Origin of the sequence: Georgenia sp. EYE_87, from assembly GCF_023148685.1 — a bacterium.
Classification (GTDB): Bacteria; Actinomycetota; Actinomycetes; order Actinomycetales; family Actinomycetaceae; genus Georgenia.
Genome location: NZ_JAHXNL010000007.1, coordinates 1 through 15,665 on the forward strand (window position 1 = coordinate 1; position 15,665 = coordinate 15,665).

15 protein-coding genes and 1 riboswitch are annotated in these 15,665 nt (G+C 74.1%); of the genes, 10 read left to right on the forward strand and 5 right to left on the reverse strand.

What is annotated here, in order from left to right; all coding sequences use genetic code 11:
- Positions 1 to 188, forward strand: a 188-nt coding sequence (locus tag KZX45_RS11255) for a hypothetical protein (protein WP_248257835.1), incomplete at its 5' end; no start/stop codon positions are given.
- A gap of 169 nt (positions 189 to 357) precedes the next feature.
- Entirely contained in the window at positions 358 to 1,533 is a 1,176-nt protein-coding gene (locus KZX45_RS11260; RefSeq protein WP_248257836.1) for an MFS transporter, read from the forward strand.
- Here the strand turns inward: KZX45_RS11260 and KZX45_RS11265 are convergent.
- Entirely contained in the window at positions 1,454 to 2,416 is a 963-nt protein-coding gene (locus KZX45_RS11265) for a ribonuclease Z (protein ID WP_248257837.1), read from the reverse strand. The two genes, KZX45_RS11260 and KZX45_RS11265, sit on opposite strands and share 80 nt — an antisense overlap.
- Positions 2,417 to 2,547: 131 nt before the next feature.
- Between KZX45_RS11265 and KZX45_RS11270 the strand changes: the two genes are divergently transcribed.
- Positions 2,548 to 2,979: a rhodanese-like domain-containing protein gene (locus tag KZX45_RS11270; RefSeq protein ID WP_248257838.1), complete on the forward strand. Its 432-nt coding sequence runs from the start codon at positions 2,548 to 2,550 to the stop codon at positions 2,977 to 2,979.
- 25 nt (positions 2,980 to 3,004) lie between these two features.
- Here the strand turns inward: KZX45_RS11270 and KZX45_RS11275 are convergent, their stop codons facing one another.
- From KZX45_RS11275 to KZX45_RS11285, 3 genes are all read right to left on the reverse strand, one after another.
- Positions 3,005 to 3,874, reverse strand: a complete 870-nt coding sequence (locus KZX45_RS11275) for a M23 family metallopeptidase (protein WP_248257839.1) — start codon at positions 3,872 to 3,874, stop codon at positions 3,005 to 3,007.
- 223 nt (positions 3,875 to 4,097) lie between these two features.
- Positions 4,098 to 4,445: a GntR family transcriptional regulator gene (locus KZX45_RS11280; RefSeq protein ID WP_248257840.1), complete on the reverse strand. Its 348-nt coding sequence runs from the start codon at positions 4,443 to 4,445 to the stop codon at positions 4,098 to 4,100.
- Between the two features lie 40 nt (positions 4,446 to 4,485).
- Complete coding sequence (locus KZX45_RS11285; RefSeq protein WP_248257841.1) at positions 4,486 to 5,037, reverse strand: cob(I)yrinic acid a,c-diamide adenosyltransferase; 552 nt, start codon at positions 5,035 to 5,037, stop codon at positions 4,486 to 4,488.
- A gap of 36 nt (positions 5,038 to 5,073) precedes the next feature.
- A riboswitch (cobalamin riboswitch) is annotated at positions 5,074 to 5,205 on the forward strand.
- Positions 5,206 to 5,290: 85 nt separating this feature from the next.
- Between KZX45_RS11285 and KZX45_RS11290 the strand changes: the two genes are divergently transcribed.
- The 5 genes from KZX45_RS11290 to KZX45_RS11310 are packed head-to-tail and all read left to right on the forward strand — an operon-like array spanning position 5,291 to position 10,746.
- Complete coding sequence (locus tag KZX45_RS11290; RefSeq protein WP_248257842.1) at positions 5,291 to 5,983, forward strand: hypothetical protein; 693 nt, start codon at positions 5,291 to 5,293, stop codon at positions 5,981 to 5,983.
- A 9-nt stretch (positions 5,984 to 5,992) separates the two neighbouring features.
- Positions 5,993 to 7,114 (forward strand): CbiQ family ECF transporter T component, encoded by a 1,122-nt coding sequence (locus KZX45_RS11295; RefSeq protein WP_248257843.1) that lies wholly within the window; start codon positions 5,993 to 5,995, stop codon positions 7,112 to 7,114.
- Positions 7,111 to 8,832: an ABC transporter ATP-binding protein gene (locus KZX45_RS11300; protein ID WP_248257844.1), complete on the forward strand. Its 1,722-nt coding sequence runs from the start codon at positions 7,111 to 7,113 to the stop codon at positions 8,830 to 8,832. Before KZX45_RS11295 ends, KZX45_RS11300 begins: the two co-directional genes overlap by 4 nt.
- Positions 8,829 to 9,683: an ECF transporter S component gene (locus KZX45_RS11305; protein WP_248257845.1), complete on the forward strand. Its 855-nt coding sequence runs from the start codon at positions 8,829 to 8,831 to the stop codon at positions 9,681 to 9,683. Before KZX45_RS11300 ends, KZX45_RS11305 begins: the two co-directional genes overlap by 4 nt.
- Positions 9,684 to 9,729: 46 nt before the next feature.
- A complete protein-coding gene (locus KZX45_RS11310) occupies positions 9,730 to 10,746 on the forward strand; it encodes a magnesium and cobalt transport protein CorA (RefSeq protein ID WP_248257846.1) in 1,017 nt (338 codons plus the stop codon).
- Between the two features lie 9 nt (positions 10,747 to 10,755).
- On the opposite strand, the gene KZX45_RS11315 is transcribed toward KZX45_RS11310, so the two are convergent.
- Positions 10,756 to 11,772 carry a hypothetical protein gene (locus KZX45_RS11315; protein ID WP_248257847.1) on the reverse strand — a complete coding sequence of 339 codons (1,017 nt, stop codon included), beginning with the start codon at positions 11,770 to 11,772 and terminating at the stop codon, positions 10,756 to 10,758.
- A gap of 254 nt (positions 11,773 to 12,026) precedes the next feature.
- On the opposite strand from KZX45_RS11315, the gene KZX45_RS11320 reads away from it, so the two are divergent.
- Entirely contained in the window at positions 12,027 to 14,885 is a 2,859-nt protein-coding gene (locus tag KZX45_RS11320; RefSeq protein ID WP_248257848.1) for a vitamin B12-dependent ribonucleotide reductase, read from the forward strand.
- Between the two features lie 108 nt (positions 14,886 to 14,993).
- Entirely contained in the window at positions 14,994 to 15,416 is a 423-nt protein-coding gene (locus tag KZX45_RS11325) for a pyridoxamine 5'-phosphate oxidase family protein (protein ID WP_248257849.1), read from the forward strand.
- The last annotated feature ends 249 nt before the right edge of the window (positions 15,417 to 15,665 follow it).

Here is a 15,665-nt window from a genome sequence, read left to right on the forward strand (position 1 = left end):
TCACCAAGACCGTCGGCGCCTTCGCCGTCACCCAGCCCGAGCCCGGCATCTTCGTCTGGCTCACCCCCTCCGGGCACACCTACCGCCGCGAACGCAACGGCACCGTCACCCTCCTCGCCGTCCGCCCGCCCCACCACGGCCGACCCGAACCCCTCCACGACGAACGCGACGACCCACCACCCTTCTGATCGCCGACGGCTGTCGGGCACGGTGACACGGCGGCCACGGTGAAACGGGTAGACGGCGCCAGCTGGGCAGGCGCAGACTCTCCCCATGCGACATTGATCTGATCCAGACCCGCGGTCGGCCCGTCGGCTCATCCGAACCGCCACCGCATGGGCGTTCGTCGCCGAGGCGATGCCGCTCTATCCGCTCTACGCGTTGCTGTTCGCCGACACCGGCCTAAGCGGCGCGGAGATCTCCGCGCTCTTCGCGATCTGGTCCGCCGTCGCAGTCGTCGCCGAGGTGCCGACCGGCATACTCGCCGACCGTTACTCGCGGCGTGGCGCCGTCGTCGCCTCCTCGCTGCTGCAGGCGTCCGCCTTCGCGCTATGGGTGCTCGTGCCCGGCTTCACGACGTTCGCCGCCGGGTTCGCCCTGTGGGCCGTCGGTGGAGCGTTCGCCTCGGGTGCTTTCGAGGCGCTGCTCTTCGACGGACTCGACGCGGCCGGTGCACGCAAGCTCTACCCGAAGGTGCTCGGCCGCGTCGAAGCCGCCGCACTCGTCGCCCAGGTTCCCGCGGCGCTGGCGGCGACCGCTCTGTTCGCCGTCGGCGGGTTCGGTCTCGTCGGAGCGGTGAGTGTGGCGATGTGCCTGCTGGCGGCCGTCCTCGCGGCGCGGCTCCCGGCGACCCGGCGTCGACCGGGAGGCGGCCACGAAGAGCGTACGGCGTTGCCCCATGTCGTCAGAGAGCTGCGCGCGACGGTCGCCAGACGTGGAGTGCGTGGTGCGGTCGTGCTGGTCGCCCTGCTGCTCGCGGTCGACGGCCTCGAGGAGTACTTCCCGCTGCTCGCCGCCGAGCGCGGCGTGCCGACAGCCTGGGTGCCGATCGTCTTGCTCGCTGTCCCGCTCGTCGGCGCACTCGGCGCCTGGCTCGGCGGTCGGGCAGGGCGGGTGTCGGTCACCCGGCTGGCCGTGCTGCTCACGGTCGGTGCCTTGCTCCTCGCCGCCGTCGAACAGATCGCGCACCCGGCGGGCGTGGCCGTCATCGCCGTCTTCTACGGCATCTACCAGGCGGTCCGGGTGATCTCGGAGGCCCGCCTCCAGGAACTGATCCCGAGCACGCACCGGGCCAGCATCACCTCGGTCGCCGGTGTCGGTAGCGAGGTCGCCACCCTGGCCGTCTACGGAGCGTGGGCGCTCGGCGGGACGACGGCGGTCGCGACCGGCGTCATGCTCCTGGCCGTGGCGCTGCCCCGTCTCCTCGGAGGGAGGCTCCTACGCCGGACCGGCGCTACGGCCAGGGCGCCAGAGGCTGGTCGGGCAGCGGTGTCCCATCCTGACCAGAGGCCGGCACCCCGCTCGAGGTCGTGACGGGACGACGTCGCGGAAACGGGAAGCGATCCAGGTCCGCCGCCGTGACGACCTCCGCGCCACCGGCGGTCGCCCGTGCCTGTGCGGTCAGGGGAGCGACGCCCGGGTAACGCGACGAGAAGTGCGTCAGCACGAGGCGCCGCGCACCGCCGTCGCCCGCGATCGAGCCGGCCTGCCCGGCGGTGAGATGCCGGTACTCCCTGGCGAGCGCCGCGTCCTCGTCGGCGAACGTGCACTCGGTGACGAGGAGGTCAGCACCGCTCGCCAGCTCCTCGGCCCCGGCGCACGGCGCGGTGTCCATGACGAACGCGAAACGCTGGCCGGGTCGAGGGGCGCTCACGTCCTCGAGCCGAACTCGGCCCACCCGGCCCCGCCGCTGCAGCTCACCCACGGCCGGCCCGGACAGGCCCGCGGCCGCCAGTCGGTCCGGCAGCAACGTCCGGCCCTCCGGCTCGCGCAGCCGGTAGCCGTACGTCTCGATGCGGTGGTCCAGCGGCACGACGTCGATCCCGTCGGCGATCTCGCCGGCCCCGCCGTGCGGGTGCAGCCGCAGGTCGACGCCGCCACCCGCGACGGTGACGAGAGCCCGCACGACCTCCTCGCCGGACGCCGGGTAGTGCAGGTGCACGGGGTGGTCCACGCCGTCCACGGCCATGCGGGACAGCACGCCGGGCAGACCGAAGCAGTGGTCACCGTGGACGTGGGTGAGGCAGATGCGGGTCACTCGCGACGACGCCACACCGGCATGGATCATCTGCCGCTGGGTGCCCTCGCCGGGGTCGAGGAGGAGACCCTCACCGTCCCAGCGCAGGAAGTAGCCGTTGTGGTTCCGGGTCCGGGTCGGCACCTGGGACGCCGTGCCGAGGACGACGAGCTCGCGCATGCCGCGAGTGTGCCTCAGCCAGCCGCGTCAGGGCTGCTGAGCCGCAGGTTCTGGCCGCTCACGGGAACAAATCCGGAGCGTGGCCCGTTGATCCTTATGTCACCCACCCACACGCAAGCGGAGGTAGCCCTTTGCCCACCAGCCAGCTCACACGGCCGATCGACCGTCCCGCAGAGTCCGGGGAGACGACGCGCGGAGGGTGGCTCGCCCGCCTCCGCCGCCACCGGCGGAACGCGTACCGGAAGGTGCGCCCGCACCAGGCTCGACGGCTGATCGCCGACGGCGCCACCGTCGTCGACGTCCGTGAGCCGGCTCAGTGGCGGGCGGGGCACATCGAGGGTTCGGTCAACATCCCGTTGACGAGGATCCTCGCCCGCCGGGGCGAGATCCCGCAGGGCGCCGTCGTGACGGTCTGCCGCTCAGGACCCCGCTCGGCGCGTGCCGCCGAGCTCCTCGCCGCGCACGGCTACGCGGCGCACAACCTTCGGGGCGGCCTGCGTGAGTGGGACTACGCGGGCTACCCGCTCACCGACGCGTCAGGGGAGCCGGGCTTCGTCGCCTGACCCCGTCCGCGTGCGGTGGACCTCGTCAGAGCTCGCTGACGTCCACCGCTCCGAGCGACTCCAGCCAGCCCAGCGGCTCGGTGGTGGTGCCGTCATCGTCGGTGTGGATCTCGAAGTGCACGTGCGGGCCGGTGGAGCGTCCGTTGTTGCCCACCCCGGCGATGACGTCGCCCGCCTCGACCTTCTGCCCCACGGAGACCTTCAGGTCGTCCGGGTACATGTGGTTGTACCAGCTCTCGAACACCTTGCCGTCGACCTCGTGCTTGACGGTGATGAGCATGCTGGACCGGCCATCCTTGCCCGTGCCCACGTAGGTGACCTCACCGTCGGCGACCGCGTGGATCGGGGTGTCGAGCGGCGCGGCGAAGTCGACGCCTGTGTGCATGCCGCCCCAACGCGGGCCGTACTTCGACGTCAGGCGGTAGTCCCCGGCGGCGACGGGCATGACCACCTCGGGGGCCGGGGGAGGCGGCGGGGTCGCGGCGGCGATCTCGGCGGCCGCCGCCGCAGCGGCCTCGGCCTTCTCGGCCTCGGTGGGCAGCGGCTCCCGCACCTGCACGCGGGAGGCGCGCTCGGCGCCGGCGCGGCGGTCGGCGGCGGTGTCGTCCACGAGCACGCCCGACGACGGAGCCTCCTTCGCGGCGGTCGCGAACCCGGCGTCCAGGGTCTCGAGGGTGCTGGTGGTGGCCTGCGGGGCGGCCTTGGCCGCGACGGCGTTGGCGTCGTCGGAGCTGGCGGCGAAGACGGGCACGGCGACGGTCAGCGCGCCCAGCACGCCCAGCGCGCACGCCTTGGCGGCGAAGCGGCTGAAGCGCGGCGTCGGGTCGGCCCGGTGGGCGCCGCGGGTGCGCTCGGTCGCGGTGCCGGCGCTGTCGGGCATGGTGCTTCGTGTCAAGGATCCTCCAGGAACGGGGCCGGCCTGTGGCCGTGCGGGATGCCCGACGAGGCGCGAGACGCGGAGCGGGCGAGTGCCGGGATGGTGGTCCCGACCGGATTGTCACGGAAGCGTAACGGCCCGCACCCTGTCCAACCTATGAACGGGGTCACGATGAGTCGAGGATCACAGCAGCGATGGCGTGGCACGCCCGGCGGGGTGTGGTACCGGACGGCGTGGACGGTTACGCCGTCAGTGCGCGCCGCACCAGCTCGACCGCCTCGTCGTCGCCGAGGCCCAGGGCCCGCACGGTCGTCGCGTACGTCCGGGCGGCGGCACGTGCCGCACGCCCGGAGTCGTCGTCGGCCACGAACGTGCCCGCCCGCCCGCGGCCCTCCAGGAGCCCGTCGGCCTCGAGCACGCGGTACGCCCGCGCCACGGTGTTCGCCGCGATGCCGAGGTCCTCGGCGAGGCGGCGGACGGTGGGCAGGCGGTCGCCCGCGCGCAGCTCGCCCGTCCCGACCTGGGCGGTGATCTGCTCGCGAAGCTGCTCGAACGGCGGCACCGACGACGTCGGGTCGACCTGGAGCATCAGCTCTCCTCTTGGGTCCGGGCGCAGGACGGGCGTGCGCTCACTCGTGGCTCGCGGGCTCCTCGGCCTCGCCGGCCGCGTGGCGGGCCAGCACGAACAGCAGGTCGGAGAGCCGGTTGAGGTACGTCAGCGCGGGCTCCGCCACCTCGTGGCCGCCCTCACGGGCCGCCACCGCGTGACGCTCCGCCCGCCGGACGACGGTCCTGGCGTGGTCGAGCGCGGCGCTGGTCGGCGTCGCCCCCGGCACCACGAACACCGGACGCAGGGGCCGCTCGGCGACGAGCTCGTCGATGTGGCGCTCCAGCGCGGCGACCATCGACGGCGTCACCCGTGAGACGCCGTCGACGAGGCGCCGTCGCCGCTCGGGACGGGTCGCCAGGTCCGCGCCGACCACGAACAGCTCACGCTGCAGCCCGAGCAGCCGGTCCGCGAGCACGGAGTCCGGACAGCCGGCACGGGCGACGCCGAGCACGGCGACCACCTCGTCGACGTCCCCGTAGGCGTCCACCAGGACGTCGCCCTTGGAGGTCCGACCACCCAGGAAGAGGCCGGTGGAACCGTCGTCCCCGGTGCCGGTGTAGATGCGCGCCACCCGGGAAGCATCGCACCACCCCCGGCGTGGTGGACAATGAACCCCGAGAGAACAGCTGAACACCGTCCCGAAACCAGGGGAAGCCGGTTGAAATCCGGCGCTGACCCGCAACCGTAGGTCGCCGTGAGGCGGCGAGCCGGAGCACCTGGCCGGGGCGTCAGGCTCCACCCGTCGTGGTCTGCGGGCGAGCCCGGGCCCGGCGTGCGCGCACCCGGGTGCGGGTCCGTGCGCGACCCCAGCCCGAGAGGTTCGCATGCACACCGCCCCGCCCCGACTCAGCACGTCGGTCACCCCCACGCCGGCCCGCCTCGCGCGGGTCGCCGGCTGCGCCGCGGCTCTCGCCGTCGTCGCGCTCGTTCCCGCGCTGCCCGCCCAGGCCACCGCCGGCCCGGCCGAGGTGAGCGGCACGGCGTGCGCCGACGACACCGGGGTCACCGTCGTCGTCGATCTGACCGACCTCGGCGAGGACGTCCGCGTGGGCTGCGCGGAGGGCGACCCGGCCAGCGGCCGCGAGGCGCTCGAGAGCGCCGGCTTCACCACCACCGACTCGGTGCCCGGGATGATCTGCGCCGTCGACGGCCTCCCGGACCCGTGCCCCGAGGAGTTCGACGGCAACTACTGGGCCTACTTCTCCGCCGAGGCGGACGGCGGGTGGACCGCCCGCACCGAGGGCGCCGACACCGCCGACCCCGCGCCGGGCACCTTCGAGGGCTGGCGCTACAACGACGGCTCCGCCGGACCGGGCGTGACGACGGCGGAGCTGGCGGCAGCAGGCGCGGCCGAGAGCGGCGACGCGTCGGACGCAGCGACCGAGGGCGCCACCACTGCGGACGACGACGCCGCCGCTGCCGGTGGCCCCTCGACCGGGCTGGTGGTCGGGCTGGGTGCCGCGGCCGTCGCGCTGGTCCTCGCCGTCGTGCTGCTGCGCCGCCGGGGCAGGGCCTGACGGACGCCCATGACCACCACCGGGGCTGCCGCCACCGCCACCGCCGCCGCGCGCACGCCGGCGCGGGTGGCGGCCGCCCGTGGCCGCCTGCACCCGCTCGGGTGGTGGGCCTGGGCCGGCGGCGTCGCGGTCGCCCTGACCCGCACCACCAACCCGGTGGTCGTGGTGCTGCTCGGGGTCGCCGTGGTCCTGGTCGTCGCCGTCCACCGCGACGACTCGCCCTGGGCCCGCGCGTTCGGCGCCTACCTGGTGCTGGGCGGGGTGGTGACCGCCGTGCGCGTCCTCTTCCACGTCCTTGTCGGCGTCGACGACGCCAGCCCGGTCGTGGTCGACCTGCCGGGCGTCCCGCTGCCGGACTGGGCGGTCGGGGTGGAGCTCCTCGGCCCGGTGCACCTCTCCGGGCTGCTCGCCGCCCTCTACGGCGGGCTCCGCCTCGCCGCGCTCATCGTCGCCCTCGGCGCCGCCAACGCCCTGGCCAACCCCAAGCGGGCGCTGCGCTGCCTGCCCGCCTCGCTGCACCACCTCGGCACCGCGGTCGTCATCGCGGTCACCGTCGCCCCCCAGCTCGCCGCCGCGGTCGGTCGCGTGCGCCGCGCGCAGCGGCTGCGCGGCCTCGACGCCCGCGGGCCACGCGCCGCCGCCGCCCGCCTGGTGCCGGTGCTCCAGGACGCGCTCGACCACGCCCTCGCGCTCGCGGCGTCGATGGACTCGCGCGGTTACGCCCGCACCACCACCCCGGGCGGTGACCGTTGGGTCGGGGTCGCCCTCGTCGTCGGCCTGCTCGCCGCCGTGCTCGGCACCTACGGCCTGCTCGACGGCGCCGCCCCCGACTGGACCGGCCCCACCCTCCTCGCCGTGGGAGCCGCCGTCGCCGTCCTGGCCTCCGCCCTCGCCGGGCGCCGCGTGCGCCGCACCCGGTACCGGCCCGACCCCTGGCGGGCCGAGGAGTGGGCCGTCGCCGGGTGCGGCGTCCTCGCCGCCGCCGGCGTCCTCGCCGGCGCGGCCCTCGGGCCGACGGCGATGGCGGCGCCCGTCAGCCCGCCCGCCTGGCCCGCGCTGCCCGTCGCCGGGGCCCTGGCCGCCCTGGCGGCCGCGGCGCCCGCCGTCGTGCGACCGAGGAGCGTGCGGTGATCCGCTTCGAGGACCTCTCCGTCACCTACCCCGGCGCGGACGCATCAGTGCTCAGCCACGTCGACGCGCGCGTCGAGGAGGGCGAGCTGTGCCTCGTCGTCGGGGCCACGGGCTCCGGGAAGTCCACCCTCCTCGGGGCGGCCGCGGGCCGCGTCCCGCACTTCACCGGTGGGCTGCTCTCCGGCCGCGTGCTCGTGGACGGGCGCGACACCCGCGACCACCTGCCGCGGGACCTGGCCGACGTCGTGGGCATCGTCGCGCAGGATCCTCCCGCCGGCTTCGTCACCGACACCGTCGAGGAGGAGCTCGCGTTCGGGATGGAGCAGATCGGCGTCGCGCCGGCGCTCATGCGCAAGCGGGTGGAGGAGGTCCTCGACCTCCTCGGCCTGGCTCGGCTGCGCGACCGTGCGCTCGCCGACCTCTCCGGCGGCGAGCAGCAGCGCGTCGCGATCGGTGCCGTCCTCACCGCCCAGCCGCGCGTGCTCGTGCTGGACGAACCGACCTCGGCCCTCGACCCCGCCGCCGCGGAGGACGTGCTCGCCGCCCTGGCGCGGCTCGTGCACGACGTCGGCATCACCGTGCTGCTGGCTGAGCACCGCCTGGAGCGGGTGGTGCAGTTCGCGGACCGGGTGATCTCGCTGGCGCCCGGCGGGGAGGCGGTGTCTGGGCCGCCCGCGCGGGTGCTCGCCGGCTCCGCCGTCGCCCCGCCGGTGGTCGAGCTCGGCCGCTGGGCGGGCTGGGACCCGCTGCCGTTGTCCGTACGGGACGCCCGTCGGCTCGCCGGCCCCCTGCTTGACCGGCTCTCGGGGACGGCGTCGCTCTCCGCACGCCGAGAATGCCCTGACGCGCCGTTCGGGGTGGCGGACGGGCGGTCAGGGCATGCTCGGCGCCGGGGTGAGCTGCCGGGGGCCGCCGGTGCGGGCGCACCCGTGCTCGAGGCCCGGGGGGTCCGGGTGCGGCACGGGGACGTGGACGCGGTCCGCGGCGTGGACCTGACCCTGCGCGCGGGCGAGATCGTCGCGCTGATGGGGCGCAACGGCTCGGGCAAGTCCTCCCTGCTGTGGGCGCTGCAGGGGCAGGGGCCCCGCAGCGGGGGCACCGTGCGCCTCGCCGTTCCAGGTGACGGAGAGGGCGCGGCCCTCGGACCGGACCCCGCCACCCTGGCACCGGCCGTCGCGCGGCGGCACGTGGCCCTCGTCCCCCAGACCCCCTCCGACCTGCTGTACCTGCCGACGGTCGCCGAGGAGTGCACCGCCGCCGACGAGCAGGCCGGCGCCGCGCCCGGCGCCGCCCGCGACGTCCTGGACGCCCTCGCCCCCGGCACGCCCGACGCCGCCCACCCCCGGGACCTGTCCGAGGGCCAGCGACTCGCTCTCGCGCTCGCCGTGCAGCTCACCGGGCGCCCCGGCGTCCTCCTGCTCGACGAGCCCACCCGCGGCCTCGACTACACCGGCAAGACCCGGCTCGCCGGGCTCCTGCGGTCGCTGCGCCAGCTCGGCCGCGCCGTCCTGCTCGCCACCCACGACGTCGAGTTCGTCGCGGGCTGCGCCGACCGGGTCGTGCTCCTCGCCGGCGGCGAGGTGGTGGCGGACGCGCCCGCCCGCGCCGTGCTGCACGACTCCGCCACCTTCTCCCCGCAGGTCGCCAAGATCCTCCGCCCGCTCGACGTGCTCACGGTCGACGACGTCCGTCGCCTGCTGCCCGGCGGTGCGCCGTGAGCCGGGTCGACCCGGCCCGCGCGGTGCCGGTGAGCCGGCGGATGGCCGTCGCGCTCGTGCTCGCCTCGCTGCTCGGGCTGCTCGCCTTCGGCTGGCCGCTCGTGGTCCAGCCCGGCGCCACGCTGGCCGACGGGACGGACGCCCCGCTGGTCCTCGGCGTCGTCCTGGCCGCCGCGCTCGGCGTGCTCTTCGTCGGGCTCGGCGACGGCGGCATCGACGTCAAGGCCGTCGCGATGCTGGGGCTCCTCTCCGCCGTCGGCGCGCTGCTGCGCCCCGTCGCCGGCGGCACCGGCGGCGTGGAGACGGTCTTCCTGGTCATCGTCCTCGGCGCCCGCGTCTTCGGGCCCGGCTTCGGCTTCGTCCTCGGCTCGACGACGCTGCTCGCCTCCGCCCTCCTGACCGGTGGCGTCGGGCCCTGGCTGCCGTTCCAGATGCTCGCCGCCTCCTGGGTCGGCCTGGGCGCGGGTCTGCTGCCCGGACGTCTGCGCGGCTGGCGCGAGGTGGCGGCGCTGGCCGGCTACGGCGCCGTCGCCGCCCTCGCGTACGGCTGGGCGATGAACCTCGCGTTCTGGCCGTTCCAGCTCGGCGCCGGCACGGCCATCTCCTTCGTCCCCGGCGACCCCGTGCCGGAGAACCTGCGCAGGTTCGCCCTTTACTCGCTCGCGACCTCGCTCGCCTGGGACCTCGGGCGCGCGCTGACCACGGCCGTCGGCGTCGCTGTGCTCGGCCGGCCGGTCCTCGCCACGCTGCGCCGCGCGGCGGTCCGGGCCGTGTTCGGCGCCGGACCGGGGCGTGCCGACGAGCGCGAGGGCCCGGTCGCCGGGCAGACTCGGGCGACCGGCGCTCCCTGAGGACGACCGGCCCCAGGAGCCCGCGGCCAGGAGGAGGCGCACGCCCATGCCCGTGGTGGACAACGAGATCTACGTCGACGGCGAACGGGTCGCGACGCCGGGCGACCTCGAGCAGACCTTCGCCCTGCTCCACCGTCACGGCGGGATGGCGTGGGTGGGCCTCTACCGGCCGTCGCCGGAGGAGGTGGGCGCCGTCGCCCGTGAGTTCCGCCTGCACGAGCTCGCCGAGGAGGACGCCAACAAGGCCCACCAGCGCCCCAAGCTGGAGCGCTACGGCGACACGCTCTTCACGGTGCTCCGCCCGGCCCGCTACGTCGAGGAGACCGAGAAGGTGGAGTTCGGCGAGCTCCACATCTTCACGGGCCCGGGCTTCGTGGTCACCGTGCGGCACGCCGAGTCACCCGACCTCGGCAAGGTGCGGCGGCGCCTCGAGCACGACCCGCAGACCCTCCGGCTCGGCCCCGAGGCCGTGCTCTACGCGATCCTCGACCAGGTCGTGGACGAGTACGCGCCGGTGGTCGCCGGCCTGGAGAACGACATCGACGAGATCGAGGACCAGCTCTTCGAGAGCGACCCGACCGTCTCGCGCCGGATCTACGAGCTCTCCCGCGAGGTGATGGCCTTCCAGCGGGCGACCCACCCGCTGCTGGTCATGCTGGACAGCCTGGAGCAGGGGTTCGACCGCTACGGCGTGGACGTCGAGCTGCGGCACCGGCTGCGCGACGTCCACGACCACGCCATCCGCGTGGTCGAGCGGGTCGACGCCTTCCGGGCGCTGCTGCAGAACGCCCTGACGGTCAACGCCACGCTCGTGGCCCAGATGCAGAACGAGGAGACGAGGCGCGTCACCGAGGCCAGCTACCTCCAGAGCGAGCAGGTCAAGCGGATCTCCTCCTGGGCGGCGATCCTGTTCGCCCCGACCCTCATCGGGACGATCTACGGGATGAACTTCCGCCACATGCCGGAGCTCGAGTGGGTCTACGGCTACCCGCTCGCGCTGCTCGCCATGGTCGTCGGCGGCGTGGTGCTGTACCGGGTCTTCAGACGGCACCACTGGCTGTGAGCCGCCGCGTCAGATCCCGGTCGGCACCAGCACCAGCCGGGCGATGATGCCCGCCGCCGCGCTCGAGGCGATGGTCAGGACGCGGGCGAGGGTGGACTCGTCGAACGGCCACTCGAGGATGCGCTCGGCGCGCTTCTCCAGGTTCTCGGCCGCGCCGAGCAGCCCGGACTGCTGCTGCAGCACCTCGAGCGTCGGCTCGGTGCGCACCCGGTCGAGCGCCTGCCGGTAGAGCACCAGCGCCAGCGCGAGCTCCTGCTGCTTGACGGCCACCATCTGCCGGTGGATGCCGCGCAGCGACAGGAAGAACAGGCAGAGCGCGGCGACGAGCGCGCCGATGCCGACGGCGGCGACCGGGACGTCGGTGAGCCCGGTCAGCACCAGCGGCCCGATCGCGCCGAAGAGCAGCCAGAAGCCGGTGAAGGCCAGCCTGCCCACCGGCCGCAGCCCGAGCGAGCGGTCCCCGCGGTAGCCCAGGAGCGTCACGTGGCCGCGTCCGAGCCGCATCAGCCCCCGCTGCAGCACCACGTACACCCAGACGGCGGTGCACAGCGGCACGCCGATGACCAGCCAGGTCAGCCCCTGGACCGCGGCGGCGGCCCCGTCCCCGCGCAGCGCCTCGTCGAGGGGCAGGACGACCCCGACCCCCGCCGTCAGCAGGAGGGGGAGCGCGGCCGAGTCGATCCCACGGAACAGGCGGGCGACGTCCGGCTCGGTCTCGGCGATGACGTGCGTCAGAGCCGGCCGCAGCCGGTACAGCTCCTCGTCGATCCGGGAGACGCCCCAGAGCGAGAGGACGACGGCGAAGGAGGCCGCGACCCGGTTGAGCACCTCGCCCCACGGGACACCGCGCCCCCACATCGACGGGTCGAGCCCGCTGACGGCCGCCAGGTTCACCCACGGCACCAGCGCCCACGCCGCGACCCCCGCCGTCCGCGGCCCCGGCAGGCGCACGAGGAGGCGCTCGGTGAGGGGCGCACGGGGCGCCGCAACCACCTCCGTGCCCCGCGGTGCCCGTCGGCTCCGCATGGCCGCACCACCACCCTCGGTCGCTACGGACCATGGTCGCCGTCGCACCCGCCCCGGCGCACTCCCACGGGCCGCACGCGCCGTGCGGCGCGGCGCGGGCCCTAAGTCCCACTACGGACCCCCACCACTACATATAGTGGCGCTCGGAAATTACAAACACCACATGTTGTGGTGACAAGTCGTCATGACAGGTCCACAATGGGTACTGGCACAGAGCCCCACCCGGACCGCAGCAGCGTCCGAAGGAGCAGACCATGAGCGTCACCCCGGCCAGCAGGAAGAGCGGATCCGCACGCGCCAGGCGGCGCGGGCTGACGATCCCGCGCGTGTTCTCCACGGCCGGGACCCACCCGTACGACGAGGTCGAGTGGGACCGCCGGGACATCGTGCAGACGAACTGGCGCACCGGCGAGACCGTCTTCGAGCAGCACGGCGTGGAGTTCCCCGCCAGCTGGTCGGTCAACGCCGCCACCATCGTCACCACCAAGTACTTCCGCGGCGCGCTGGGCACCGACGCCCGGGAGCGCAGCCTGAAGCAGGTCATCGACCGCGTCGTGCGCACCTACACCGCGTCCGGGAGGGAAAACGGCTACTTCGCCACCGAGGCCGACGCCGAGGTCTTCTCCGACGAGCTGACCTGGCTCCTCCTGCACCAGGTCTTCGCGTTCAACTCCCCGGTCTGGTTCAACGTCGGCACCGCCTCGCCGCAGCAGGTCTCCGCCTGCTTCATCCTCTCCGTCGACGACACGATGGACTCGATCCTCAACTGGTACCGGGAGGAGGGGCTGATCTTCAAGGGCGGCTCCGGCGCCGGCCTGAACCTCTCGCGGATCCGCTCCTCCAAGGAGCTCCTCTCCTCCGGCGGCAACGCGTCCGGCCCCGTCTCCTTCATGCGCGGCGCGGACGCCTCGGCCGGCACCATCAAGTCCGGCGGCGCCACCCGCCGCGCCGCCAAGATGGTCGTCCTCGACGTCGACCACCCGGACATCGCGGAGTTCGTCGAGACCAAGGCGCGCGAGGAGGACAAGATCCGCGCCCTGCGCGCCGCCGGGTTCGACATGGACCTCGGGGGCAGGGACATCGTCTCCGTGCAGTACCAGAACGCCAACAACTCGGTGCGGGTCACCGACGAGTTCATGCGCGCGGTCGAGTCCGGCGGCACGTTCGACCTCAAGGCCCGCCTCGACGGGCACGTCGTCGAGACCGTCGACGCCAAGGGCCTCTTCCGCGCGATCGCGAAGGCCGCCTGGGAGTGCGCCGACCCCGGCCTGCAGTACGACGACACCATCAACGACTGGCACACCTCCCCGGAGTCCGGCCGCATCACCGCGTCGAACCCGTGCAGCGAGTACCTGCACCTGGACAACTCCTCCTGCAACCTCGCCTCGGTCAACCTGCTCACCTTCCTGCGCGAGGACGACACCTTCGACGTCGAGCGGTTCGTCGCAGCCGTCGAGCTCGTCATCACCGCGATGGACATCTCCATCTGCTTCGCCGACTTCCCGACCGAGGCGATCGGCGAGACCACCCGCGCCTACCGCCAGCTCGGCATCGGCTACGCCAACCTCGGCGCGCTGCTCATGGCCACCGGCCACGGTTACGACTCCGACGGCGGACGCTCCCTCGCGGCGTCGATCACCTCGCTCATGACGGCGACGGCCTACCGCCGCTCCGCCGAGCTCGCCGCGGCCCTCGGCGCCTACGACGGCTACGCCCGCAACGCCGCCGGCCACCAGCGCGTCATGCGCAAGCACGCCGCCGCCAACGACGAGCTGCGCACCGTCAACGCCATGGACGCCGCGATCCACGAGGCGGCGACCGGCCAGTGGCAGACCGGCAACGCCCTCGGCGCCGAGCACGGGTGGCGCAACGCCCAGGCGTCCCTGCTCGCCCCCACCGGGACCATCGGCTTCATGATGGACTGCGACACCACGGGAATCGAGCCCGACTTCTCGCTGGTGAAGTTCAAGAAGCTCGTCGGCGGCGGGTCCATGCAGATCGTCAACCAGACGGTGCCGCGCGCGCTGCGCCGGATGGGCTACGCCGAGGAGACGATCGAGGCGATCGTCGAGCACATCGCCGAGCACGGGCACGTCGTCGACGCCCCGGGCCTGAGGCCCGAGCACTACGAGGTCTTCGACACCGCCATGGGCCTGCGCTCCATCGCCCCGATGGGCCACGTGAAGATGATGGCCGCGGTCCAGCCGTTCCTCTCCGGCGCCATCTCGAAGACCGTCAACCTGCCCGAGACGGCGACCGTGGAGGACATCGAGCAGGTCTACTTCGACGGGTGGAAGCTCGGCCTGAAGGCGCTCGCCGTCTACCGCGACAACTGCAAGGTGGGCCAGCCCCTCTCGAGCGGGGCGTCGGCCCCGAGCGCCGCCGACGCCGCCGCCCCGGCGCCGGCCGCCACCCCGGCGGCTGCCAGCACCGACGGGCCGCCGCGGGCCGCCCGCAAGCGGCTGCCCAAGCAGCGCCCCTCCGTGACGACGTCGTTCACGGTCGGCGGCGCGGAGGGCTACCTCACCGCCGGGTCCTACCCCGACGACGGCCTCGGCGAGATCTTCCTGCGCCTGGGCAAGCAGGGCTCCACCCTGGCCGGCGTGATGGACGCGTTCTCCATCGCGATCTCGATCGGCCTCCAGCACGGGGTGCCGCTGGAGATCTTCGTCCAGAAGTTCACCAACCTCCGCTTCGAGCCGGCCGGCATGACGGACGACCCCGAGGTGCGGATGGCGCAGTCGATCATGGACTACGTCTTCCGACGCCTGGCGCTGGACCACCTGCCGTTCGAGACGCGGTCGGAGATGGGGATCTTCACCACCACCGAGCGGGCACGCTACGCCGAGACCGGCTCGTACACGCCGGCCGAGACCGACCTCGCCGACCTCAACGAGCCGGTGGAGGAGGCGGTCGCCGGACCCGCGCCCGCGGCCGCGAGCGCACCCTCCGCGCCGACCCCGGCCCGTCCGCACTCCTCGGCCGAGCTGCTCGAGCTGCAGCAGGGCCAGCGCGCGGACGCGCCGCTGTGCATGTCCTGCGGCATCAAGATGCGGCCCTCGGGCTCGTGCTACGTCTGCGAGGGGTGCGGCTCGACCAGCGGCTGCAGCTGAGTCGCGGGAGGGGGCGGGTACGCGGGCAGGCCGGGGCTGGGAGAGCCTGATCCGGCCTGCGCCGTGGGCGACCGTGCCACACTCGGAACTCGGCGGCAGGAGGCGGACGTGTACCAGTTCGAGGAGCTCTCCAGGGACGAGTGCCTGCGCCTGCTGGGCGAGGGCGTTGTCGGCTGGGTCGCCTACCCGGACGACGACGGCGCCCGCCTGGTCCCGGTCAACTACGTCCTCCACCGCGACGAGATGGTGCTCACCACCTCCTACGGCAGCAAGCTCGCGGCGGCCGCCCACAACCGCGCGATGTCCTTCGGGATCGGCGAGTTCGACGTCTCGAGCCGCACGGGCTGGTCGGTCGTCGTCCGTGGCCGGTCCCACCTCGTGGGCGACGAGCTGGTCAACCCCGACCTGCCGCCGGGGGAGGCCTGGGCGGTGCGCGGCAAGGGGATCCCGATCGCGATCGAGCTGGCGCACGTCTCCGGCCGGCGGGTCCGCGCCGCCGACCCTGCCGACGACCCGGCGCCCCGGGGCTGAGCCGCGACGAGGTGGCGCCGCGGAGGAACGCCGTCGAGAAATTTCCGTGAAAATCTTCGCTCTTTCCCTCCCCGTGCTTCTCCGCTAGGTTCGCGGTGCGCGCGAAACCCATATCTGAAGAGTCGCCCCGACTGCACGGCAACGCCGCCAGCAGGAGCGGGACCCGGATGCGGGCACCAGACCGACGATTCCTATGGTGACCGTGGTGGTTTTCTGCGGTTCTCTCGGGGGCATTTCCGGGAGGGGGAA